The organism is Pseudooceanicola nitratireducens (assembly GCF_900109195.1).
GTDB lineage: Bacteria > Pseudomonadota > Alphaproteobacteria > Rhodobacterales > Rhodobacteraceae > Pseudooceanicola > Pseudooceanicola nitratireducens.
Genome location: NZ_FNZG01000002.1, coordinates 149,627 through 170,918, shown reverse-complemented (window position 1 = coordinate 170,918; position 21,292 = coordinate 149,627). Strand labels below are relative to the sequence as shown.

Annotated in this window: 25 protein-coding genes; 12 read left to right on the top strand and 13 right to left on the bottom strand. The window is 61.1% G+C overall.

Features of this window, described 5'->3' with window-relative positions; genetic code table 11:
- Window position 1: 1 nt before the first annotated feature.
- From rdgB to BMX99_RS06650, 3 genes are read left to right on the top strand one after another with little or no spacing between them, the layout of a single operon-like run.
- Window positions 2–610 (top strand): RdgB/HAM1 family non-canonical purine NTP pyrophosphatase, encoded by a 609-nt coding sequence (rdgB, locus tag BMX99_RS06660; protein WP_093449099.1) that lies wholly within the window; start codon window positions 2–4, stop codon window positions 608–610.
- Entirely contained in the window at window positions 603–1,757 is a 1,155-nt protein-coding gene (hemW, locus tag BMX99_RS06655; RefSeq protein ID WP_244525484.1) for a radical SAM family heme chaperone HemW, read from the top strand. Before rdgB ends, hemW begins: the two co-directional genes overlap by 8 nt.
- Before the next feature lie 3 nt (window positions 1,758–1,760).
- Window positions 1,761–2,120, top strand: coding sequence for a YbaN family protein (locus BMX99_RS06650; RefSeq protein WP_093449084.1), 360 nt, complete (start codon window positions 1,761–1,763; stop codon window positions 2,118–2,120).
- Here BMX99_RS06650 and BMX99_RS06645 read toward each other — a convergent pair.
- The 7 genes from BMX99_RS06645 to BMX99_RS06615 all read right to left on the bottom strand — a co-directional run bounded on the left by BMX99_RS06645 (window position 2,104) and on the right by BMX99_RS06615 (window position 9,438).
- Window positions 2,104–2,997, bottom strand: coding sequence for a ParB/RepB/Spo0J family partition protein (locus BMX99_RS06645; protein WP_093449076.1), 894 nt, complete (start codon window positions 2,995–2,997; stop codon window positions 2,104–2,106). The genes BMX99_RS06650 and BMX99_RS06645 overlap by 17 nt on opposite strands.
- An 11-nt stretch (window positions 2,998–3,008) precedes the next feature.
- A complete protein-coding gene (locus BMX99_RS06640; protein WP_093449073.1) occupies window positions 3,009–3,818 on the bottom strand; it encodes a ParA family protein in 810 nt (269 codons plus the stop codon).
- Window positions 3,811–4,410, bottom strand: a complete 600-nt coding sequence (gene rsmG / locus BMX99_RS06635; protein ID WP_093449070.1) for a 16S rRNA (guanine(527)-N(7))-methyltransferase RsmG — start codon at window positions 4,408–4,410, stop codon at window positions 3,811–3,813. Before rsmG ends, BMX99_RS06640 begins: the two co-directional genes overlap by 8 nt.
- Window positions 4,411–4,412: 2 nt before the next feature.
- Window positions 4,413–6,278: a tRNA uridine-5-carboxymethylaminomethyl(34) synthesis enzyme MnmG gene (gene mnmG, locus BMX99_RS06630; RefSeq protein ID WP_170848670.1), complete on the bottom strand. Its 1,866-nt coding sequence runs from the start codon at window positions 6,276–6,278 to the stop codon at window positions 4,413–4,415.
- Between the two features lie 11 nt (window positions 6,279–6,289).
- Window positions 6,290–7,573 carry a tRNA uridine-5-carboxymethylaminomethyl(34) synthesis GTPase MnmE gene (gene mnmE / locus BMX99_RS06625; protein ID WP_093449062.1) on the bottom strand — a complete coding sequence of 428 codons (1,284 nt, stop codon included), beginning with the start codon at window positions 7,571–7,573 and terminating at the stop codon, window positions 6,290–6,292.
- A 25-nt stretch (window positions 7,574–7,598) separates the two neighbouring features.
- Entirely contained in the window at window positions 7,599–8,870 is a 1,272-nt protein-coding gene (gene rho / locus BMX99_RS06620) for a transcription termination factor Rho (protein ID WP_093449058.1), read from the bottom strand.
- Between the two features lie 121 nt (window positions 8,871–8,991).
- Complete coding sequence (locus BMX99_RS06615; protein WP_093449053.1) at window positions 8,992–9,438, bottom strand: CopD family protein; 447 nt, start codon at window positions 9,436–9,438, stop codon at window positions 8,992–8,994.
- Between the two features lie 406 nt (window positions 9,439–9,844).
- Here BMX99_RS06615 and BMX99_RS06610 point away from each other — a divergent pair, with 406 nt between their 5' ends.
- The 4 genes from BMX99_RS06610 to dnaQ are packed head-to-tail and all read left to right on the top strand — an operon-like array spanning window position 9,845 to window position 12,558.
- Window positions 9,845–10,441 (top strand): Maf family protein, encoded by a 597-nt coding sequence (locus BMX99_RS06610; protein WP_093449049.1) that lies wholly within the window; start codon window positions 9,845–9,847, stop codon window positions 10,439–10,441.
- Window positions 10,438–11,283 carry a shikimate dehydrogenase gene (locus BMX99_RS06605; protein WP_093449043.1) on the top strand — a complete coding sequence of 282 codons (846 nt, stop codon included), beginning with the start codon at window positions 10,438–10,440 and terminating at the stop codon, window positions 11,281–11,283. The genes BMX99_RS06610 and BMX99_RS06605 overlap by 4 nt, the downstream gene beginning before the upstream one ends.
- Window positions 11,280–11,873: a dephospho-CoA kinase gene (coaE, locus tag BMX99_RS06600; protein ID WP_093449038.1), complete on the top strand. Its 594-nt coding sequence runs from the start codon at window positions 11,280–11,282 to the stop codon at window positions 11,871–11,873. Before BMX99_RS06605 ends, coaE begins: the two co-directional genes overlap by 4 nt.
- Complete coding sequence (gene dnaQ / locus BMX99_RS06595) at window positions 11,866–12,558, top strand: DNA polymerase III subunit epsilon (protein WP_093449034.1); 693 nt, start codon at window positions 11,866–11,868, stop codon at window positions 12,556–12,558. Before coaE ends, dnaQ begins: the two co-directional genes overlap by 8 nt.
- Window positions 12,559–12,605: 47 nt before the next feature.
- Here the strand turns inward: dnaQ and secB are convergent, their stop codons facing one another.
- Both secB and BMX99_RS06585 read right to left on the bottom strand, forming a co-directional pair.
- Complete coding sequence (secB, locus tag BMX99_RS06590; RefSeq protein ID WP_093449028.1) at window positions 12,606–13,097, bottom strand: protein-export chaperone SecB; 492 nt, start codon at window positions 13,095–13,097, stop codon at window positions 12,606–12,608.
- Between the two features lie 104 nt (window positions 13,098–13,201).
- Window positions 13,202–13,714, bottom strand: coding sequence for an FxsA family protein (locus BMX99_RS06585; protein ID WP_093449023.1), 513 nt, complete (start codon window positions 13,712–13,714; stop codon window positions 13,202–13,204).
- A gap of 131 nt (window positions 13,715–13,845) precedes the next feature.
- Between BMX99_RS06585 and BMX99_RS06580 the strand changes: the two genes are divergently transcribed.
- Genes BMX99_RS06580 through BMX99_RS06570 form a run of 3 tightly spaced genes read left to right on the top strand, consistent with a single transcriptional unit; the run spans window position 13,846 to window position 16,132 of the window.
- Window positions 13,846–14,508 carry a Tim44/TimA family putative adaptor protein gene (locus BMX99_RS06580; protein WP_093449018.1) on the top strand — a complete coding sequence of 221 codons (663 nt, stop codon included), beginning with the start codon at window positions 13,846–13,848 and terminating at the stop codon, window positions 14,506–14,508.
- Window positions 14,505–15,539, top strand: a complete 1,035-nt coding sequence (gene mltA, locus BMX99_RS06575) for a murein transglycosylase A (RefSeq protein WP_093449013.1) — start codon at window positions 14,505–14,507, stop codon at window positions 15,537–15,539. The genes BMX99_RS06580 and mltA overlap by 4 nt, the downstream gene beginning before the upstream one ends.
- Window positions 15,536–16,132: a Smr/MutS family protein gene (locus tag BMX99_RS06570; RefSeq protein ID WP_093449009.1), complete on the top strand. Its 597-nt coding sequence runs from the start codon at window positions 15,536–15,538 to the stop codon at window positions 16,130–16,132. Before mltA ends, BMX99_RS06570 begins: the two co-directional genes overlap by 4 nt.
- Window positions 16,133–16,151: 19 nt before the next feature.
- On the opposite strand, the gene BMX99_RS06565 is transcribed toward BMX99_RS06570, so the two are convergent.
- The 3 genes from BMX99_RS06565 to hslV form a co-directional block, all read right to left on the bottom strand.
- Window positions 16,152–17,261 carry an alpha/beta hydrolase gene (locus BMX99_RS06565; protein WP_093449003.1) on the bottom strand — a complete coding sequence of 370 codons (1,110 nt, stop codon included), beginning with the start codon at window positions 17,259–17,261 and terminating at the stop codon, window positions 16,152–16,154.
- A 94-nt stretch (window positions 17,262–17,355) separates the two neighbouring features.
- A complete protein-coding gene (hslU, locus tag BMX99_RS06560) occupies window positions 17,356–18,663 on the bottom strand; it encodes an ATP-dependent protease ATPase subunit HslU (protein WP_093449000.1) in 1,308 nt (435 codons plus the stop codon).
- A gap of 9 nt (window positions 18,664–18,672) precedes the next feature.
- Window positions 18,673–19,230, bottom strand: a complete 558-nt coding sequence (gene hslV, locus BMX99_RS06555) for an ATP-dependent protease subunit HslV (protein ID WP_093448996.1) — start codon at window positions 19,228–19,230, stop codon at window positions 18,673–18,675.
- Between the two features lie 137 nt (window positions 19,231–19,367).
- On the opposite strand from hslV, the gene BMX99_RS06550 reads away from it, so the two are divergent.
- Both BMX99_RS06550 and BMX99_RS19470 read left to right on the top strand, forming a co-directional pair.
- Window positions 19,368–20,243 (top strand): hypothetical protein, encoded by an 876-nt coding sequence (locus BMX99_RS06550; RefSeq protein WP_244525483.1) that lies wholly within the window; start codon window positions 19,368–19,370, stop codon window positions 20,241–20,243.
- 83 nt (window positions 20,244–20,326) lie between these two features.
- Entirely contained in the window at window positions 20,327–20,842 is a 516-nt protein-coding gene (locus BMX99_RS19470; RefSeq protein ID WP_139199451.1) for a hypothetical protein, read from the top strand.
- Between the two features lie 70 nt (window positions 20,843–20,912).
- Here the strand turns inward: BMX99_RS19470 and trxA are convergent, their stop codons facing one another.
- Window positions 20,913–21,233: a thioredoxin gene (gene trxA, locus BMX99_RS06545; RefSeq protein ID WP_093448987.1), complete on the bottom strand. Its 321-nt coding sequence runs from the start codon at window positions 21,231–21,233 to the stop codon at window positions 20,913–20,915.
- Between the last annotated feature and the right edge of the window lie 59 nt (window positions 21,234–21,292).

Genomic DNA, 21,292 nt, shown 5'->3' with positions numbered 1-21,292 from the left:
AATGCGAAAGTTCGAAGAAAATCAACTGGTTATTGCCAGCCACAACAAGGGGAAGCTGCGGGAAATCGCGGCTCTCCTGACGCCGTTTGGCATCAAAGTGTCTTCGGCCGCCGATCACGGACTGGATGAACCGGAAGAGACCGAGAACACATTTGTCGGCAACGCCCGGATCAAGGCACATTACGCCGCCAAGGCCACCGGGCTGCCGGCCCTGTCAGACGACAGCGGCATCACGGTCGACGCGTTGAATGGCGCGCCGGGCGTGTTCACTGCCGATTGGGCGGAAACCCCGGACGGGCGCGATTTTCCCATGGCAATGACCAAGGTCTGGTCCCTGCTTGAGGAAAAGTCCGCGCCCGAACCCCGGACCTGCGCCTTCAACTGCACCCTCGTCCTGGCCTGGCCCGACGGCCACGACGAGGTGTTCGAGGGCAAGGTGAACGGCCGCTATGTCTGGCCGATGCGCGGCTATCAGGGCTTTGGCTTTGACCCGGTCTTTCTGCCCGACGGCGAAACCGAAACCTTCGGTGAAATGGATCCGGCCCGCAAACACGACATGTCGCACCGCGCGGATGCCTTCCGCAAACTCGTCGACGGCTGTTTTGGCTGAGGATTGGGAAGCCGGCGGGTTCGGCATCTATATCCACTGGCCCTTCTGTCAGGCCAAATGCCCCTATTGCGACTTCAATTCCCATGTCTCGCGCCAGATTGATCAGGCGCGCTGGCTGTCCGCCTATCTGAAAGAGATCGACCGCCACGCCGCGGAAACCCCGGGCCGCGTCGTGCGGTCGGTGTTCTTCGGCGGCGGCACGCCCAGCCTAATGCCGCCTGAAACGGTGCATGCCATCCTTGACCGCATTCGGCACCATTGGCCGCGTGCCAATGATCTGGAAGTCACGCTTGAGGCAAACCCCGGTTCGGTCGAATCCGCCCGGTTCAGAGCCTATAATCAGGCCGGCGTCTCGCGCATTTCCATGGGTATTCAGGCCCTGAACGACCGCGATCTGAAACGTCTGGGCCGTATCCATTCGGTGGATGAGGCGCTGAAGGCCTTCGACATCGCCCGATCCACCTTTGATCGCGTCAGTTTTGACCTGATCTATGCCCGTCAGGACCAGACCCCCGATCAATGGCGGGCCGAGCTGAAACAGGCTCTGAATATGGCGATTGACCATCTTTCGCTGTATCAGCTGACGATCGAAGATGGCACCACCTTTGGGGATCGTTACCGCATCGGCAAGCTGCGCGGGCTGCCTGACGAAGACGACAGCGCCTCGATGTACGACATCACGCAAGAGGTTGCCGTGGCCGCCGGGTTCAACACCTACGAGGTCAGCAACCACGCCCGCCCCGGCGCTGAATCCCGGCACAACACGCTGTATTGGCGGTATGGCGATTACGTCGGCATTGGGCCCGGTGCCCACGGCCGCCTGACCCTGAACGGCACCCGCTTGGCGACCGAGGCGATCCGCATGCCCGACGCCTGGCTGTCACATGTGGAACAGGGTTCGGGCGACAAGTTGCGCAGCGCCCTGACGTTCGACGATCAGGCGACCGAATTCCTGCTGATGGGCCTGCGCCTGTCGGACGGCATCGACATCGACCGCTATGGCGCCTTGGCCGGACGCCCCTTACCCTCAACCTCTTTGCAGGAACTTTCCGATATGGGCATGGTTGAGCAGAGCGGACCCATTCTGCGCGCCACCGACCAGGGTCGGCTGGTCCTGAACGCGGTGATCGCCAAACTGTTGGAGTAACGGATGCGCTATCTTTGGGCCGGACTTGGCTGTTTAAGCCTGCTTTGCGGCTTTGTCGGCGTGGTCCTGCCCCTGATTCCAACCGTGCCCTTCATCCTTCTGGCCGCCTTCTTCTTTGCCCGTTCCTCTGAATGCCTACACAAGTGGTTGTTAACGCACCCTACATTTGGGCCATCGATCGTGGATTGGCAGACACATGGTGCCGTGGCCCCGCGCGCAAAGAAAATGGCGACGCTTGCCTGCGCCGCCGTTCTTTTGCTTTCGGTCGTGATGGGCCTGGCCTGGCATCTGATTGCGATCCAGGCCGTCACGCTGTCTTGCGTGATGCTGTTCCTCTGGACGCGTCCTAACGGGCCGCGCTGAGGATCCGGCACAATTCGTCCAGCTGATCCAAATCCTTGTAGCGGATGCTGATCGTGCCGCCATCGCCACTGGCCGGGTGGTTGATCGTCACGTTCATGCCAAGCGCCGCGGACAGGTCCCCTTCCAGCGCACGGGTGTCTGCGTCCTTCTCGGGCGCGGCAGTGGTTTTCGCCTTCTTCGGCTCTGGTTTTTCCTGGTTGGCCAGCTTTTCGGTTTCCCGAACCGACAGCCCGCCCGCGATCACCTGGGCCGCCAGGACTGAGGGATTGTCAGCAGTAATCAATGCCCGTGCATGCCCGGCGGACAGTTTCCCATCCTTCAGCAGATCCTGCACATCCGTAGGAAGGTTCAGCAGGCGCAGCAGGTTGGCAATGTAGCTGCGGCTTTTCCCAAGCGCCTCGGCCAGTTTTTCCTGTGTGTGGCCAAAGCGGTCCATCAGCTGACGGTAGCCGGCGGCTTCCTCCACCGGGTTCAGATCCGCCCGCTGGATGTTTTCGATGATCGCGACTTCCAGCACTTCGGTGTCGTCGTAGTCGCGGAGCAACACCGGAATTTCGTGCAACTTGGCAATCTGCGCAGCACGCCAGCGACGTTCACCGGCAACGATTTCATATGTCTCACCCCGTTCGCGCACGATCAGGGGCTGGATGATCCCCTTCTCCTTGATCGAAGCAGCGAGTTCATCAAGTTGAGCCTGGGTAAAAGTGCGGCGCGGCTGGTCCGGGTTCGGAACAACCTTTTCAACCGGAACAAGCAGGTCCGGACGGCGCGGCCCAGCCGGAGCCTCGGCCGCCACCGACGGTTGATCCGCGTTCACATCCGCCATCAAGGCCGACAGCCCACGCCCGAGGCCGCGGTTTCTTTGATTCTTGCTCATGCTCATTCTCCTCAAGCTTCGGCCGGTTCGTTCTTTGCCAGAAACTCTTGCGCCAGGGCCCGGTAGGCCTGGGCCCCTTTCGATGTCGTGTCGAATTCCAGCACGGGCATCGCATAGGACGGCGCTTCGCTGACACGCACATTTCGCGGGATTCGGGTCTGATAGACGATATCGCCAAGGTTATCCCGCGCATCCTGTTCGACCTGTTGCGACAGGTTGTTGCGCATGTCGTACATCGTCAGAACGACACCCTCCATTCGCAGGTTCGGGTTCGCGGATTGGCGCACGTCTCGGATCGTCAGCATCAATTGCGACAGACCTTCCAGCGCAAAGAATTCGCTTTGCAGTGGGACGAGGACTGAATGCGCCGCGACCATCGCGTTGACCGTCAGCAGGTTCAACGACGGCGGGCAGTCGATCAGGATATAGTCGAAACCATATTTTTCCATCGCCGGCTGCCGCAGCGCGTCGTGCAAAAGGAAGCTGCGTTTTTCGTTCGCGATCAATTCAATATCGGCCGAGGACAGATCGACCGTCGACGGAACGATGCTCAGCCCCTTCACGTCGGTGGCAAGGATCACATCTTCCAGCGCCGCGTCATCCAGGATCAGCTCGTAAGTCGTGTTTTCGCGCGCTTCGGTTTCGATCCCCAACCCGGTCGAGGCGTTGCCCTGCGGATCCAGATCGATGATCAGCACGTTGTTCCCGAATTCCGCCAGCGCCGCAGCAAGGTTGATCGTCGTCGTCGTCTTGCCCACCCCGCCCTTCTGGTTGGCAATCGCCACGATTTTCGGTCCGCCCATGTTCAGAATATCAGACATGCTCAAGTTCCTTGATTCTCAGGATCACTGCCTCGGGATCAGTTGTACTGGGCAGAACTTCGTGTTGGAAGCGCCAATCCCGGCTGGCTTCTGCGACTTCGGCCTGCCAGTTACGGCCCTTTTGAAAAAGCACCGTCGCTGCCTGATTTCCGTGCCGTTTTGCAAAAGGCAGCAGATCAGACAAACTGGCCAGGGCGCGGGCCGATATGACATCCGCGTTGACCGGGTCAATCTGTTCCAAACGTTTCGCAATCACGGTGACCTGCGTCCCGGTCTCGCGCGCGACATTGCGCAGAAAGGCGCATTTTCGTTGATCGGAATCCACCAGGGTGAACTTCAGGTCCGGTGACTTCTCTGCCGCGATGATGGCGCAGACCAGCCCAGGGAATCCCCCGCCGCTGCCCATGTCCAGCCACTGCCCGTCCTGTTTGTCGGAGGCCGCAAAAACCTGCGCGCTATCGACAATGTGCCGCGTCCAGGCCTCCCCTATCGTGGACTTTGCCACGATATTGATGCGTGGATTCCACTTGGCCAAGAGATCTGCGTAATGCTCGAGCTTATCGAGTGTTTCACGTGAAACATTGTCCAGCATCGTCACGCCGATTTCTTCGCCTGTTTACGGATCCGGGCCAGCAGCAAAGTCAACGCGGCCGGAGTCATCCCCTCAACACGAGCCGCTTGAGCCAGGTTCTCAGGCTTGGCGCTCGACAGCTTCAAACGAAGCTCCGACGACAAGCCATCCAGCGAAGCATAGTCGAGGTTTGCCGGGATAACATGCGCCTCATCCCGCTTGACGGCCTCGACATCTTTTTCCTGACGCGCGATGTAATTCGCATAAAGCGCATCTTTCGCCAACTGTTCTTGGATCTCTGGATCAATCCCTTCAATCGCAGGCAAAAGCTGACCAAGGTCTTCGAAAGCTACATCCTGGAACGCAAGCAATTGGTACAGATTGCGGCGCGTCCCGTCATTGCTGACCTTCACGCCGATCTTCGCGACGTCCTGAGGCGAATAGCTTTCCGATTCAAGAAGCCCCCTACCCGCTTCCAGACGCTCCATCTTGTCCGAGAAAGCCGAACGACGGACTTCGCCGACGCAGCCAAGGTCCAACGCCAGGGGGGTCAGCCGTTGATCGGCATTATCCGCACGCAGCGACAGGCGGAATTCTGCGCGAGAGGTGAACATGCGATACGGCTCTGTGACACCGCGCGTCGTCAGATCGTCGATCATCACGCCGATATAGCTGTTCGACCGGCTAAACCGAATCTCTTCCTTGTCCATTGATTTCGCGGCGGCGTTCAGGCCGGCCACCAGACCTTGTGCCGCAGCCTCTTCATACCCGGTTGTTCCGTTGATCTGCCCCGCGAGGTACAGACCGGGGACATCCTTGACGTTCAGGGTCAGATCCAAAGCACGAGGATCGACGTAATCGTATTCGATGGCATAGCCGGGCTGCAGGATCTTCGCGGTTTCCAGACCCTTGATCGAATGGATGTAGTCCTCTTGCACGTCGACAGGAAGCGAGGTCGAAATCCCGTTCGGATAAATCGTCGGGTCATCGTGGCCCTCGGGCTCCAGGAAAATCTGGTGCGAGGTCTTATCGGCAAAGCGAACGATCTTGTCCTCGATCGACGGGCAATAGCGCGGGCCGATCCCGTCGATATGGCCGCCGTACATGGCCGAGCGGTCGAGGTTTCTGCGAATAATCTCGTGCGTTTTTTCGTTCGTATGCGTGATCCCGCAAGACACCTGCGGCGCGAAAACACCCTTGGACAGGAAGGAAAACAGCGTCGGATCATCGTCTCCCGGCTGCTCTTCCAGCCCATCCCAATTGATCGTTCGCCCATCCAAGCGCGGAGGAGTCCCCGTTTTCAAACGACCAAGCGGAAGAGCAAATTGATCGATACGCTCGGCCAGTTTGACCGAGGGCTTGTCGCCCATGCGACCGCCGGGTTTCGAGACATCGCCAATATGGATCACGCCGCGCAGGAACGTTCCGGTCGTCAGCACAACGGCAGAGGCGCTCAGCTCGGCCCCGTCGGCCAGAACGACGCCGGCAATCGCGCCGGACTGCAGGATCAGGTCTACGACTTCGCCTTCAACGATCGTCAGGTTCTGCGTGCCTTCCAGCTCTCGCAGCATTTCGGTGCGATAGATCTTGCGGTCTGCCTGGGCCCTCGGCCCCTGCACTGCTGGACCTTTGCGCCGGTTCAACAGACGGAACTGAATCCCGGCAAGGTCTGCAATCCGGCCCATCACACCGTCCATGGCGTCAATTTCGCGAACCAGGTGGCCCTTACCCAAACCGCCGATGGCCGGATTGCAGGACATCACACCGATGCCTGCCTTTTTCAGCGAAACCAGCGCGGTCCGCGCGCCAAGGCGCGCGGACGCTGCCGCGGCTTCACTGCCTGCGTGACCTCCGCCGATCACGATAACGTCGAAGTCAGATTGTTTCACGTGAAACACTCCTACTTGCCGATGCAAAAACTTGAGAAGATGTCGTCCAATAGCATTTCGACATCGACCCGGCCAACCAAAGAATCCAGCGCGCGAACACATGCGCGAAGATCTTCCGCAGCTAGTTCGGCGACCTCGCCCCCCGCTCCGATCTTTTCCAGCGCGCGCTCAATGTCAGCAAGACCAACCACCATGGCCGAGCGATGCCGATCCCGCGTGGCAACACCGCGTCCAGCGGCCAGCGTCTTCAACCGATCGCGAACCGAGGCAACGAGTTCAGACACGCCGAATCCAGTAACGCCAGACACACGCCCAGCAACTTCGCCAACCAGATCCGCCTTGCCGACCAGAACCAAGTCGCCGTCCAAGGGATCAAAGGCAGGTGCCTCGCCTTCCGCAACAAGGAAAACCCGCATGTCCGCCTGCTGCGCCCGGACTTTCGCCCGCTCGACGCCAATCGCTTCGACGGCATCTTCAGTTTCCCGCAAGCCAGCCGTGTCCAGCATCGTCACGGGCAAGCCCTGAAGATCCATCCGAACTTCGATCACGTCGCGCGTCGTCCCCGCCACGTCCGAGGTAATCGCCGCATCCCGCCCTGCCAGCGCATTCAGCAAAGTCGACTTCCCGATGTTCGGCGCGCCGACAATGGCAACCTCGAACCCGGTGCGCAAACGTTCCGCAATGCCAACGCCCTTGATCTCTTTCTCAAGATCACCCCGGACACGCATCAAAAGCGCGATCACCTCGGGGCTGACGTCGACGGGAACCTCTTCATCGGCGAAATCAATCGTCGCTTCGATCAGGGCCGCCGCGCGGATCAGATCGCGCCGCCAGCTTTCGGCCTTGTCGCCCAGCTCTCCCGACAGAACACGCTGCGCCTGTTTGCGCTGCACTTCGGTTTCCGCGTCGATCAGATCGGCAAGCCCTTCGACCTGGGCCAGGTCCAGCCGCCCATTTTCCAAGGCACGGCGGGTAAATTCGCCGGCCTCCGCGCTGCGGAGGCCTTCCATCGCGCCCAGTTCAGCCAAAACCGCATCGACCACGGCTGTGGATCCATGCAGCTGAAACTCGGCCACCTTCTCTCCGGTAAAGCTTGCGCCCTCTTCAAAGGTCAGCACCAGCGCTTCGTCCAGCACGCCGTCACGGCCGGTCAGAACCCGCAAACCCGAGACTCTGGGCGCAGGAACAGAGCCGCATAGCGCCGCAACCGCCTGCCAGGCCGATGGCCCCGACAAACGCACGATAGCGACGCCCGCTTTTCCGGGCGCCGTAGCCAGGGCAAAGATCGTATCCATAATCGCCCCTCCCAAGGGCGCGGGATCAGCCGTTCATCGAATCGAAGAATTCGCTGTTCGTCTTGGTCTGCTTCAGCTTCGAAATCAGGAATTCGATCGCGTCCGTGGTGCCCATCGGGTTCAGGATGCGACGCAGGACAAAGGTCTTCTGCAGATCGATCTTGTCGGTCAGAAGGTCTTCTTTCCGGGTGCCGGACTTCAGGATGTCCATCGCCGGATAGACGCGCTTGTCCGCGACCTTGCGATCCAGCACGATTTCCGAGTTACCGGTGCCCTTGAATTCTTCGAAGATAACTTCGTCCATCCGGCTGCCGGTGTCGATCAGCGCAGTCGCGATGATTGTCAGCGAACCGCCCTCTTCGATGTTCCGCGCCGCACCAAAGAACCGCTTGGGACGTTGCAGAGCATTGGCGTCCACACCACCGGTAAGGACCTTACCCGAGGACGGCACCACAGTGTTGAAGGCACGACCAAGTCTTGTGATCGAGTCAAGAAGGATCACAACATCTCGTTTATGCTCGACCAGGCGCTTGGCCTTTTCGATCACCATTTCCGAAACCGCAACGTGGCGCGTCGCCGGTTCGTCAAAGGTCGAGGAGATCACCTCGCCCTTCACGGTCCGCTGCATGTCCGTCACCTCTTCGGGACGTTCGTCGATCAGCAGGACGATCAGGTAGCATTCAGGATGGTTCGTTTCGATCGACTTGGCGATGTTCTGCAGCAGAACCGTCTTACCGGTCCGCGGCGGCGCGGTGATCAGCGATCGCTGCCCCTTGCCGATCGGGGCCACCAGGTCGATGATCCGGGCCGAGCGATCCTTGATGGTTGGATCCTCGATCTCCATTTTGAGACGCTCATCCGGGTACAGCGGCGTCAGGTTGTCGAACGACACCTTGTGCTTGGCCTTCTCCGGGTCTTCAAAGTTGATCTGCGTGACGCTGGTCAGGGCGAAGTACCGCTCGTTCTCGTCGGGTTCCTTCATCAGCCCTTCGACCGTGTCACCGGTGCGCAGCGAATACTGGCGGATCATGTCGGGCGAGACGTAAATGTCATCCGGGCCCGGCAGATAGTTAGCTTCCGGAGAGCGGAGGAAGCCAAAGCCGTCCTGCAGCACTTCCAACACGCCGTCGCCGCCGATTTCCCATTCCTCGTCCGCACGTTCCCGCAGGATCTGGAACATCATCTCACCCTTGCGCATGGTCGAGGCGTTCTCGATCTCAAGCTCTTCGGCCATGGACAGCAGGTCCTTGGGGCTTTTCGCCTTGAGGTCGGACAGGTTCAAACGGTTCGTGGTCATGGAATAACTCCGGCGTCCGGCCCCTTGGGGGGCGCGCTGGACCTTCAGAATGGGGAATCGCTCCGCCCGGACGGGCGGCTTGGACAGCGATTTAAGGGCCACAGGGCCCCAAGTCAATCTGTCAGAACTTCACCACCACCGAGAGCACGATGAGGATCATCAGAAGCGTCGGTAATTCGTTCATCATCCGGTACTGGCGTCCGGTCACCCTATTGGTCCCGGCGGCAAGGTCCTTGCGCCGTTTCCCAAGCCAATGATGGAACCAGGTCATGGTGATAACGCCCGCCGCCTTGGTCCAGGGCCAGACCATGCCCCAGTCGACGATCCCCGGCGTAAAGACCAGCATCAGGCCAAAGATCCAGGTGGCGATGCTGGCAGGGTTCATGATCAGCTTCAGAAGCTTTCGCTCCATCATCTGGAACAATTCATCGGTCTGCGCGTTGTCGGCCTGTTCCACGTGATGCACGAAGAGCCTGGGCAGATAGAAGATACCCGCCATCCAGGCAATCACGGACATGATGTGCAGGGACAGGGTCCACGGATAGAGGGTCGCGAGAAGGTCGGTCATCCGTCTTCCTTATTCTTAAAAATATAAAAGAAAAAGATTGATGATATTAGTAGGGGCGCGACTTTCTGTGGATTACTGACTTGCCACAAAGCTGCCCACATTTCGCCACATCCTGTGGGAAACTGTGTGTACGAAATCCCCTTGCCCGTGCGATGACGGTGATTTTCCTATATTTCACAATTGCTTGCGACTTTACGGCGCTTTTGGGAAAACTGGGATCAACTTTGGGGCAAAACTTGGGCCAAGCGATCCATCCACGGGGTTCAAGTTACCCTTGCCAACACAGGGACAGATGGGTGCATCGGATGGGAGAACGGGGATGGTTTCCCACGTCTTGCCTCCGGGGTGTTAATTCTTCAGAAACCACCCTTAACAAATCCCTAACGTTTTCCCGGATCTTATCCACATGTCCCAGCTCATCCTTGCTTCTGGTTCCTCCATTCGGGCCGAGCTTCTGACCCGCGCGCAGGTGCCCTTTCGGGTCCAGACCGCGCCCGTCGATGAAGAGATGATCAAGGCCTCGCTTCTGGCCGAGGGCACCCGCCCGCGCGATATCTCTGACGCCCTGGCCGAGGCCAAGGCGCAGCGGATTGCCGTGAAAAACCCCGAGGATTTCGTGCTGGGCTGCGACCAGGTGCTGGAGCTGGACCGCGCGCTTCTGTCCAAAGCCGCCAGCATCGAAGAGGCCGGCGATCAGCTGCGCCGTCTGTCGGGTCAGACGCATCGCCTCTATTCCGCCGCCGTGATCTTTCACGAGGCCCGGCCGATCTGGCGGTTCATAGGCGAGGCGCGACTGACCATGCGCGTGCTGTCCGACGCCTATATCGACGACTACCTGTCGCGGAATTGGGACGCGGTGAAATACTGCGTCGGCGGTTACCAGGTCGAGGCCGAGGGCAGCCGCCTGTTCGCGCGCATCGACGGCGACTATTTCTCGATCCTGGGGCTGCCGCTTCTGCCCCTTCTGACCTTCCTGAACGACCGTGGGATGATCACCACATGACCCAGCCAAATGCCCTGCCCCAGCTGCCGCTTGCCGGTGTCATCGGTGCCCCGATCGCGCATTCCAAATCGCCCGTGCTGTTTCGTCACTGGCTGGATCAGATGGGTCTTACGGGTCATTACGTGCCCCTGCATATCGAACCCGAGGATATGAAAGAGGCCCTGAAAACATTGCCGAAAATGGGGTTTCGCGGGGTCAACGCCACCCTGCCCCACAAGGAAATGGCGATGGATCTGGCCGATGAGATTTCCGACCGCGCGCAAAAGATCGGCGCCGCCAATACGCTGACCTTCCGTCCCGATGGCACGCTGCACGCGGACAATACGGATGGGTTCGGGTTCCTGGAAAACCTGCGCCAGTCCGCGCCCGACTGGGATCCTGCCTCGGGTCCGGCAGTGATCCTTGGGGCCGGGGGTGCCGCCCGCGCGGTGATCTGTTCTCTGCTGGATGCCGGGGTGCCGCGCCTGATCCTGTCGAACCGCACCCGCGCCCGGGCCGAGGATCTGGCCCAGGCCTTCGACGGCGACATCGAGGTGATCGACTGGGACAAGGCCCCTGCCCGTCTGGGCGACGGCCGTCTGGTCGTGAATACCACCGCGCTTGGCATGGCTGGCAAGGCGCCGTTGGAGATGGACCTGTCTGAATTGCACGCCGATCAGCTGGTGACCGATATCGTCTATACCCCGCTGGAAACCGATCTGCTGCGCACCGCCGCCGCCCGGGGCTGTCAGACCGTCGATGGTCTGGGCATGCTGCTGCATCAGGCCGTGCCCGGTTTTGAACGCTGGTTTGGCGCGACGCCTGTCGTGACCGATGCGACCCGAAAGGCGGTTCTGGCATGACCTATCTGATCGGGCTGACCGGATCCATCGGCATGGGGAAATCCACCACCGCCAAGATCTTTGCCGAAGAAGGCTGTGCCGTCTGGGATGCCGATGCCGCCGTGCATCGCCTGTATTCCGCTGGCGGCGCGGCCGTTGCGCCGATGCAGGACGCCTTTCCCGATGCGGTGATTGATGGCACCGTGTCCCGCGACGCCCTGAAGGCCGCGATTGCCGCCGATCCCACGGCTCTGCGTCAGATCGAACAGATCGTGCATCCGCTGGTGGCCGAGGATCGCCAAGCTTTTATCGCAAAAAGCGACGCCGATATCGTGGTGCTGGACATCCCTTTGCTGTTCGAAGGCTCTGGCCACCGCATGGTGAACACCACCGTCGTTGTCTCGGTCCCCGAAGATGTGCAGCGTGACCGGGTCCTGGCCCGTGGCACCATGACCGAAGACCAGTTCATGATGATCAAGTCCAAGCAGATGCCCGACGCCGAGAAACGCGCGCTGGCGGATCATGTCGTCATCACCGATACTCTGGACCACGCCCGCGATCAGGTCCGGGCAATTGTTGCGAAGATCCGGAAGGAACTGGCAGATGCGTGAGATCGTCCTTGATACGGAAACAACCGGGTTTGAGCCTTTTCAGGGTGACCGTCTGGTGGAAATCGGCGCGGTCGAGCTGTGGAACCACGTGCCGACCGGCGAAACCTATCACGTCTATATCAACCCCGAACGTCCCATGCCGGAAGAGGCCTTCAAGGTGCACGGGCTGGGCGACGATTTCCTGCGCGACAAGCCCCTGTTCAAGGATCTGGCCCAGGGGTTTCTGGACTTCATCAAGACCGACAAGCTGGTGATCCACAACGCCGCCTTCGATATCAAGTTCCTGAACGCCGAACTGGGCTGGCTGAACCTGCCGCAGATCCCCTGGGAACAGGCAATCGACACGCTGGCCATCGCGCGGCAGCGGTTCCCCGGCTCTCCTGCCTCGCTGGATGCGCTGTGCCGGCGGTTCGGCATCGACAACTCGTCCCGTACCCTGCACGGCGCGTTGCTCGATTCAGAAATCCTGGCCGAGGTCTATCTGGAACTGGTCGGGGGACGACAGCCGGACTTTGGCCTGGCCACCAGCAGCGGCGGATCCAACGGTCAGGCGGCGGATGACTGGCGGCCGAAACCGCGCCCGGTAAAGCTGGACAGCCGCATCACCGAAAAAGAAGCCGCCGCCCATGCCGAATTTGTCGACAAGCTGGGCGACGGCGCGATCTGGAAAACCTATTCGGCCTGATCCCGGTCAGAATCCCGTCGGATCAGGCCTATGGGTTCGGCAAGGGCTTAGGCCGTGCCGACCGGCTGCTGGGCTGCGGCGCGACGCTGCAGTTCCGTGCGGTACAGGTTCACGAAGTCGATGTTTTCCAGGTTCAGCGGCGGGAAGCCACCGTCGCGGGTCACATCCGACACGATGCGGCGCACGAAGGGGAACAGCATGCGCGGGCATTCGATCAGCAGGAAGGGGTGCATCTGGTCTTCCGGCACGCCTTCGATGTGGAACAGGCCGGCATATTCGACTTCCAGCAGGAACAGCGCGTCTTCGGTGCCCTGAGCGACGGATTTCACCGTCAGCTTCATCACCACTTCGAACTGGTGATCGGCTTCACGCTTCTTTACGTCCAGCGCGACCTGGACCTTCACGTCCGGCTGCACCTGACCCGACGCGGGTTTCTGCGCCAGGATGTTTTCAAAGGACATGTCGCGAATGTATTGCGACAGGACATTCATCTTGATCTGCGGTGCCTGCGGTGCGGCGCCGGTATCAGCCTCGGCCATCAATCTCTCCCAAAGGGTTTGTCAATCGCCTAGCGCTCTATCAGCTTGCGCCGGGCGTCTCAACGAAAAGCCACGCCCCGCCTGGATTAGCAGGGCGCCAGCGATCAATGCTTGGTCCAGCCCGACGGATTATGCGTCGGCTGCTTGGGTGGCGAAACCTCGTGATAGGTGCCGTCGATCACGTCTTCATGGTCGGGCGTATGGCGCCGCGACGGACCCTGCGCGGATCCCATGCCCCGATCCATACCCTGGCCCATGGAAAACGACTGCACCTTCACCTTGCTGCGCAGCCAGACAAAGGCCGCGCGGCGGAAGGGCGGCGTCAGCAGGGCAAACCCGAGCGCGTCGGTGAAGAACCCCGGGGTCAGCAGCAGCACGCCCGCCACAAGGATCATCGCGGCATCGGCCAATGGCTCCGTCGGGTCGCGCAATTCGGAGAAGCTGCGGCGCAGGTTGTTCATCGCCATGGCCCCCTGCGTGCGCACCAGCCAGGTGCCCAGGATCGCGGTGCCAAGAACGATAAGAAGCGTCCAGCCCAGCCCGATCAGACCGCCGACCTGAATGAACAGGGCGATTTCGATCATCGGAATGGCGATAAAGGCCAGCAACAGCCACATGGGGGCCTCCTGTATGTCCCAGTTAAATCCCGGTGCAGTAGACTTACCGCACCCTGTCACCTACATAAGGACGGAACCGGGCCATTTCCATGTCCGACCAGTCCAAGCGCTCTGTACCCGAAGGGGATTTGATGAACTCGCCTATTCTTCAGCTGTTGGTTCTTGCCGGTATCGCGGTGTTCCTGATCCTGCGTCTGCGGTCCGTTCTGGGCACGCGCGACGGCTTTGAAAAGCCGCCCGTGCCGCGGTCTGGCCCGACCACCACCGACACCCGCGGTAACTTTGAGGTGATCGAAGGCGGCCCTGACCACGACATCATCGACCATGTTCCGGAAAACAGCCCCGCCGCCGGTGCCCTGGCCCGCATGAAACAGCTTGAGCCGTCGTTTTCCGTGTCGGAATTCCTGTCTGGCGCGCGCGGTGCCTATGAAATGATCCTGATGGGCTTCGAAAAGGGCGAGATGGCCGACATCAAACCCTTCCTCTCGAACGAGGTATACGAAAGCTTTGCCTACGTGGTGAACGAACGCGAAGCCAAGGGCCTGACGGTCGAGGCCGATTTCGTCGGCGTCAAGGAACTGCAGCTTGTCGATGCCGAACTGGACGAGGCCACCCGCGAAGGTGAACTGACCGTGCGCTTCGTCGGCCAGCTGACCTTTGCCGTGCGCGACCGCGCCGGTGAAGTGATCGAAGGCGATCCCAAGGCCGTCAAGACGCAGCGCGACGTCTGGACCTTTGCCCGCAACATGGGAAGCGACGATCCGAACTGGCAGCTTGTCGCCACGGGCGAATGATCGGCGCGCGGCTGGCCGCAGTGCTGGCCGCCCTGACCCTTGCCGGGTCCGGGGCTTGGGCTGAAACCCCTTACCGGATCCTGTCCTATGCCCAGCTTTCCGGCTGGGACAAGGACGACCATGCCGCAGCCCTGGATGCCTTTCTGGAAACCTGCCCCGATCTGACCGCCCCCGACTGGCGGTCGATCTGTTCCATTGCAGGCCAGCAGACCAACGCCCGCACCTTTTTCGAACTGTTCTTCACGCCTGTCCTGATCGGTGATCCCGACGATGCTCTGTTCACCGGCTATTTCGAACCGGAACTGCGGGGATCGCGCAGCAGGACGGACATGTACCGCTATCCGATCTACCGTATGCCGCCCGAGGCACGGCACGGCACCTACCTGTCCCGGCGCGAGATCGAGACCACCGATGCCCTGACCGGCCGTGGATTGGAAATCGCCTGGGTCGATGACCCGGTCGAGCTGTTTTTTCTGCAAATCCAGGGCTCTGGCCGGATCCGCCTGACCGATGGCACGATGATCCGTGTCGGCTATGGCGGCAAGAACGGTCATGAATACCGATCCGTCGGGCGCGAACTGGTGCGGCGCGGGGTCTATTCCGTGCACCAGGTCTCGGCCCAGGTGATCAAGAACTGGGTGCGGCGCAATCCCATCGACGGGCCCGAGCTTCTGCGCCACAACGACAGCTATGTCTTCTTCCGCGAAATCGACGATCTTAACCCCTCCGAAGGGCCGCGTGGCGCCATGAACCGGTCGATCACCCCCGGGCGCAGCATCGCCGTCGATCCCGAATTCACGCCCCTTGGCGCGCCCGTCTGGATCGAAGTCCGCGGAGAGGTCCCGCTGCGTCGTCTGACCGTCGCCCAGGACACCGGATCCGCAATCAAGGGCACGCAGCGCGCGGATGTCTTCATCGGCACCGGTGACAAGGCCGGCCGCAGGGCAGGGCGCATGAAGGACCCCGGCCGCATGGTCGTGCTGCTTCCGATCCAGCGCGCCTATGCCCAGCTGCCCGAGGACAACCTATGAGCCGCCGTCTTCGCCCGGAAGAGCTTGACCTCTGGCGGAAGGTGGCTGGCACGGCGGAACGGATGCACCGCCCCAAGCTGAAACCCGATCCCGAGGCGCGCAAGACACCCGCCAAGCCAGAGGTCAAATCCGGCCCCGCGCCCCGCGATCCCCTGCCGGCCTTCCGGCTGGGCCAGAAAGGGCAGGGGGGTGCGCCCGGTCACGACCTGATGGGCAGCGTTGCGGACCGTCTGCACAAGGCCCCGGTCCATATGGATCGCAAGACCCACACGCGGATGAAGCGTGGCAAGCTGTCGCCCGAGGCGCGGATCGACCTGCATGGCATGACCATGGACCGCGCCCATCCCGCGCTGACCGGGTTCATCATGCGATCCGCCAGCGAAGGGCGGCGTCTGGTCCTGGTGATCACCGGCAAGGGCAAGGACCGCGACGAAGACGGGCCGATCCCCGTGCGCCGTGGCATCCTGCGCCACAACGTGCCCCATTGGCTGTCGGTGCCGCCCCTGTCCGGGCTGGTGCTTCAGATCACCCCGGCACATCAAAGCCATGGCGGCGGCGGGGCCTATTACGTCTATCTGCGCCGGATGCGCTGATCCCCGGCTGATCCTGAAATCAATTGCGCAGCAGCCCCGGCGACAAGATCACCTGCGTCGCATTGCGCACCGTCACGACGACACCGGGAAGCCCCGCCCGTGTCGCCCGGTTCGGCGTGGCAAAGGTCTGATCCAGCGCCCGCCCCTGCGACAGAAGCGCGATCAGCCCCGGAGAGGATCCGGCGGTGAAATGCGACTGCGCCATCGTCGTGCTGAAGGCGGTCACATCGACGACGGTGACGTTCAGATCCGCCAGCTCCTCGGCCTGAGACAGGCTGCCAAGACGTTCCGATTTCCCGTTGACCCGCGACGACAGCTGAAGCGCGCGATCCTTGCGCGACGTGAAGATCGCGAAGGGTTCCGGAAGGGTGCGAATACGATGAGCCTGCGCGCGGAACAGATCCACGTCGATGTCGGGCGAAATCAGCACGACCCCGTTCAGCAGCCTGTCGGGCAGGCCGGGATCGCGGATATCCATCTGGCGCAGGGTTTCCATCACCAGCATCGCCCCAAGCGAATGGCCGACCAGAACCACGTTGCGTGCACCCGTCCCGGCGACGTCGCGCAGCATCGCTTCCAGCCCGTCGCGGGCAAACAGCAGGCTGTCGCGGTCATGGGAATAGCCCAGGGGATGCGCCGCACTGGGCCAGGAGTAATGCAGTGCCAGCCCCTTTACGTCGAAATCATGCATCAGCTGCGCGGTGCGATAGATCCCGTCGGAATAGGAGTTGTTGTAGCCGTGAACAAAGATCAGCAGATCGCGTTCATCCCCCGGAAGGGCCGACAGGGATCGGCGTAGATCGGTGCGGAACCCGTCCCGGCCCGCAAGGCCGCGACTGCCCGAGATCAGGAAATGCTGCCCCGGCTTTGCATTGCGGATAGAGACGGGCAGGGACCCCATGGCCCTGTCGCGCGGGATCGACACATCGACGGCCTGATAGGACATCACGTCGCTGCGGCCCGATCCATAGAAACCGTCGCCCGTCCTTGCGCGGTTGGTGACGACAATGACGCCCTGAATGTCGCCCAGCCCCCCGGTGTCGGGCCGCACCGGCGCATAGGTCGGATCGGCACACCCGGCCAGAACAAGACCAAGGATCAGGAAACGAAGCAGAAGGAACAGACGCATGGCGACCCGATTGGACAAACCTGCGTCTAGCTAAGCCGAAGGTCCGGCCCGCGCCAATGCGTCAAAGCAGGCGCGGGCCGGTGTCATGTGGCGATCACAGCACGTAGCGGCTTAGATCGGCCGAGGCAGCGAGCTTACCGATATTCGCCTCGACAAAACCGGCATCCACCAGGATCTTTTCGCCCGACTTGTCCGGCGCGTGGAACGACAGCTCTTCGAAGACGCGCTCCATGATGGTGTAAAGCCGCCGGGCGCCGATGTTTTCCACCGACTGGTTCACCTCGGCCGCGGTGCGGGCCAGGGCGGCGATGCCATCTTCGGTGAAGTCGACGGTGACGCCTTCGGTTTCCATCAGCGCGGTGTATTGGCGCGTCAGGGCGTTGTCCGTCTCGGTCAGGATGGCGACAAAATCGGCCTCGGTCAGAGAATTCAGCTCGACCCGGATGGGCAGACGGCCCTGAAGTTCCGGCAGCAGGTCCGAGGGTTTCGCGACGTGGAAGGCGCCGGAGGCGATGAACAGGATATGATCCGTTTTCACCGCGCCGTACTTGGTGCTGACGGTGGTGCCTTCGATCAGCGGCAGCAGGTCGCGCTGCACGCCTTCGCGGGACACATCGCCGCCGCGCGCATCCGACCGGGCACAGACCTTGTCGATCTCGTCCAGAAAGACGATGCCGTTTTCCTCGACCGCCGACAGCGCGGCGCGGTTCACGGTTTCATCGTCCAGCAGCTTGTCGGCCTCTTCACCGATCAGGACCTCGTAGCTTTCAGACACCTTCATCTTGCGCCGCACGGTGCGTCCGCCAAAGGCCTTGCCGAAGATGTCGCCCAGGTTCATCATGCCCATCTGGCTGCCCGGCTGCCCGGGAATATCCATCATGCCCATGGGGTTGGAGTTGTCGGCCACGTCCAGCTCGATCTCGGTATCGTCCAGCTCTCCGCTGCGCAGCTTCTTGCGGAACATCTCTCTCGTGCTGTCGCGGGCGTCGGTCCCGGCGATGGCTTCGATCACGCGGTCCTCGGCCATCTGGTGGGCCGAAGCCTTGACGTCCTCGCGCATGTGTTCGCGCACCATGGCGACGGCGCTGTCCATCAGGTCGCGGATGATCTGTTCCACGTCCCGCCCGACATAGCCGACCTCGGTGAACTTGGTCGCCTCGACCTTGATGAAAGGCGCACGGGCCAGTTTCGCCAGCCGGCGCGAGATTTCGGTTTTGCCGACACCGGTCGGGCCGATCATCAGGATGTTCTTCGGGAACACCTCGTCGCGCAGGTCATCGGCCAGCTGCCGACGCCGCCAGCGCGACCGCAGCGCCACGGCCACGGCACGTTTGGCATCCTTCTGGCCGATGATGAAACGGTCCAGTTCCGATACGATTTCGCGGGGGGTCAGGTCGGTCATATGGTTTCCTTAGCCGTCGATCGTTTCGACGGTCAGATTTCCGTTGGTATAGACACAGATGTCGGCGGCGATGGACATGGCCTTGCGGGCGATGTCTTCGGCCGACTGGTCGCTGTCGATCATGGCGCGCGCGGCGGCCAGGGCGTAATTGCCGCCCGATCCGATGGCCGCGATCCCGTGTTCGGGTTCCAGCACGTCGCCGGCACCGGTGATCACGTACAATTCCTTGCCGTCGGTGACGATCAGCATCGCCTCGAGCTTTTGCAGGTACTTGTCGGTGCGCCAGTCCTTGGCCAGTTCGACGCTGGCGCGCTGAAGCTGGCCGGGCGTGGCCTCCAGCTTGGCTTCCAGCCGTTCCAGCAGGGTAAAGGCATCGGCGGTGGATCCGGCAAAGCCGCAGACCACATCATAGCCGCCGGGGGACAGCCGCCGCACCTTGCGGGCGCTGCCCTTGATCACGGTCTGGCCCAGGCTGACCTGGCCGTCACCGGCCACAACCACCTGTCCGCCCTTGCGCACACCGATGATCGTGGTGCCGTGCCAGCCGGGAAATTCGTTCTGTGCCATTCAATGCTCCTGTCGTTGACGGACTATATGAGACGCGGACCGCCCGGCGACAACCCTTGGGCCTTTTTGCCCGCTTGGCGGCGCCTGATCTTGAGCCCGCCGGGGTCCGGGGATAGCGTCGCCCCATGGCCAAGCATGTGACCCTATACTTAGACCCTGTTCTGCGGCGTAGTGCCGAAAATGGCGACCATAATTTCTTTGCCCATCTGGTCGCGGTCCTGCGCGACCGGGGGCATGGGGTGGATTTTGCCGATCAGGGCGATCTGGGGCGCGGGCCGGGCACGCGGGCGATCACCCATATGGTGCCACCCCCGCCCGGGGGGCTCTGTGTTCGCCGCGTCTATCACTACCCCTTCTGGGCGATCGAGCCGAGCGCAGAGCGCTGGAGCTGGCATGTGGCAAAATCCGACTATTCCGCTGCAATAGTCCCTGAATCGGACGCCACAGCCTTCTATGCCCGCTGGCAAAAACGCCTGTTCAACGACGCCCCGCAACAGGCCAGCCGCAAAGGTCTGATCTATGTCCCGCTGCAGGGCCGGATCCGTGAAAAGCGGTCCTTCCAAAGCTGCACGCCCGTCGACATGATCCGCCACACACTGCAGTCGGACCGCACCCGCCGCGTCGTGGCCGGCCTGCACCCGAAAGAGGCCTATACCCAGGCCGATCTGATCACGCTGGACGCGCTTGCCGCCGCCCATCCGCGCCTGCGCATCGTCATGGGCCAGATGGAGCCGCTGCTGCAAAGCTGCGACTACGTGGTGACGATGAATTCCGCCGCCGCCTTCAACGCGATGTTCTTTGGCAAGCCTTCGGTGCTGTTCGGTCAGATTGATTTCCACCACATCTGCCTGAAAGCCACGCCCGAGGATCTGACGGCCTTTGACCGCATCGCCGGCCATGCCCCGGATTTCGCCCGCTACGTCTATTGGTTCTGGCAGATGAACAGCGTCAACGCGGGCCACCCTACGGTGCGCGAAAGCATCGGCGCGGCGCTGGACCGGGCAGGGTGGTAATTTCCCTTGTCCCTGTCTGTTCCGTACTCTTGAAATTGGGTTTCTTCAAAAATAGGAAGCAACCAAGATAATTTGAGGAAAACATGAGATATCACCCTGTATGGTATGGTTTGGGATTTACCTCCCTTCCAGTTGCGGTTCTGTTGTTGGGGTTTTTTAACATATATGTGGCATATAATAGAGAGATACCGCGTGAATTCGGCGCAGCAAGCAAGGCTCCGGATACTCGTATCGACTGGGGTGATGACGAAAAAGAAGATCCGCCCCTTGCGTATGTTTACGACAGTTTCAGAGGGTTGAGAGTCAAAACAGAAACCCTAAAAATTGGGAGTTTTTGGGATTTGTGGAACAGGCCTGTTTCCACTGTACTCTATAAGTGGGAATTCAGCGTCACGAACCTGACCGACGAGAAAAAGCTGATTAGCGTCACATATGAGCTCGAAGGCTCAATGGGTGAGGTCATTAAAACCTCGTCTTCTTCAAAAGCTGCCAATCCTGGTGAAACGATAACAATTGAGGAATTTGATGAAATTCCACATCAAGATGCTCTTTTGGTAACGGGTTCAGGCTGGTTGATCGGTCGCCGTTCCATCGACTAATGGCCATGCAATGAAATGAAAAAGGGCACCCGCCGGGGGTGCCCTTTGAAATTCGCAAATGCCGTCAGGCTTAGATCGACTCTTCGATCCAGGATTTCAGCACGGCCTTGGGGGCCGCGCCGGCGCGGTTCGACACCACTTCGCCGTTCTTGAAGATGAACAGGGCGGGGATGCCGCGCACGCCCATCTGCATCGGGCTGTTCGGGTTCGAATCAACGTCGACCTTGGCAATTTTCACTTTGCCGCCAAACTCTTCCGCCAGTTCTTCCAGGGCCGGGCCGATCTGTTTGCACGGGCCGCACCATTCGGCCCAGAAGTCCACCACGACGGGGACATCGGAGTTTTTCACTTCGGATTCAAAGGTATCGTCGGTCACTGCGACTGTAGACATGGGAAGTCTCCTGAACGGGGCTGCGCTTGGGACGTCAACCTAAGGAGCCATCGGGGGAA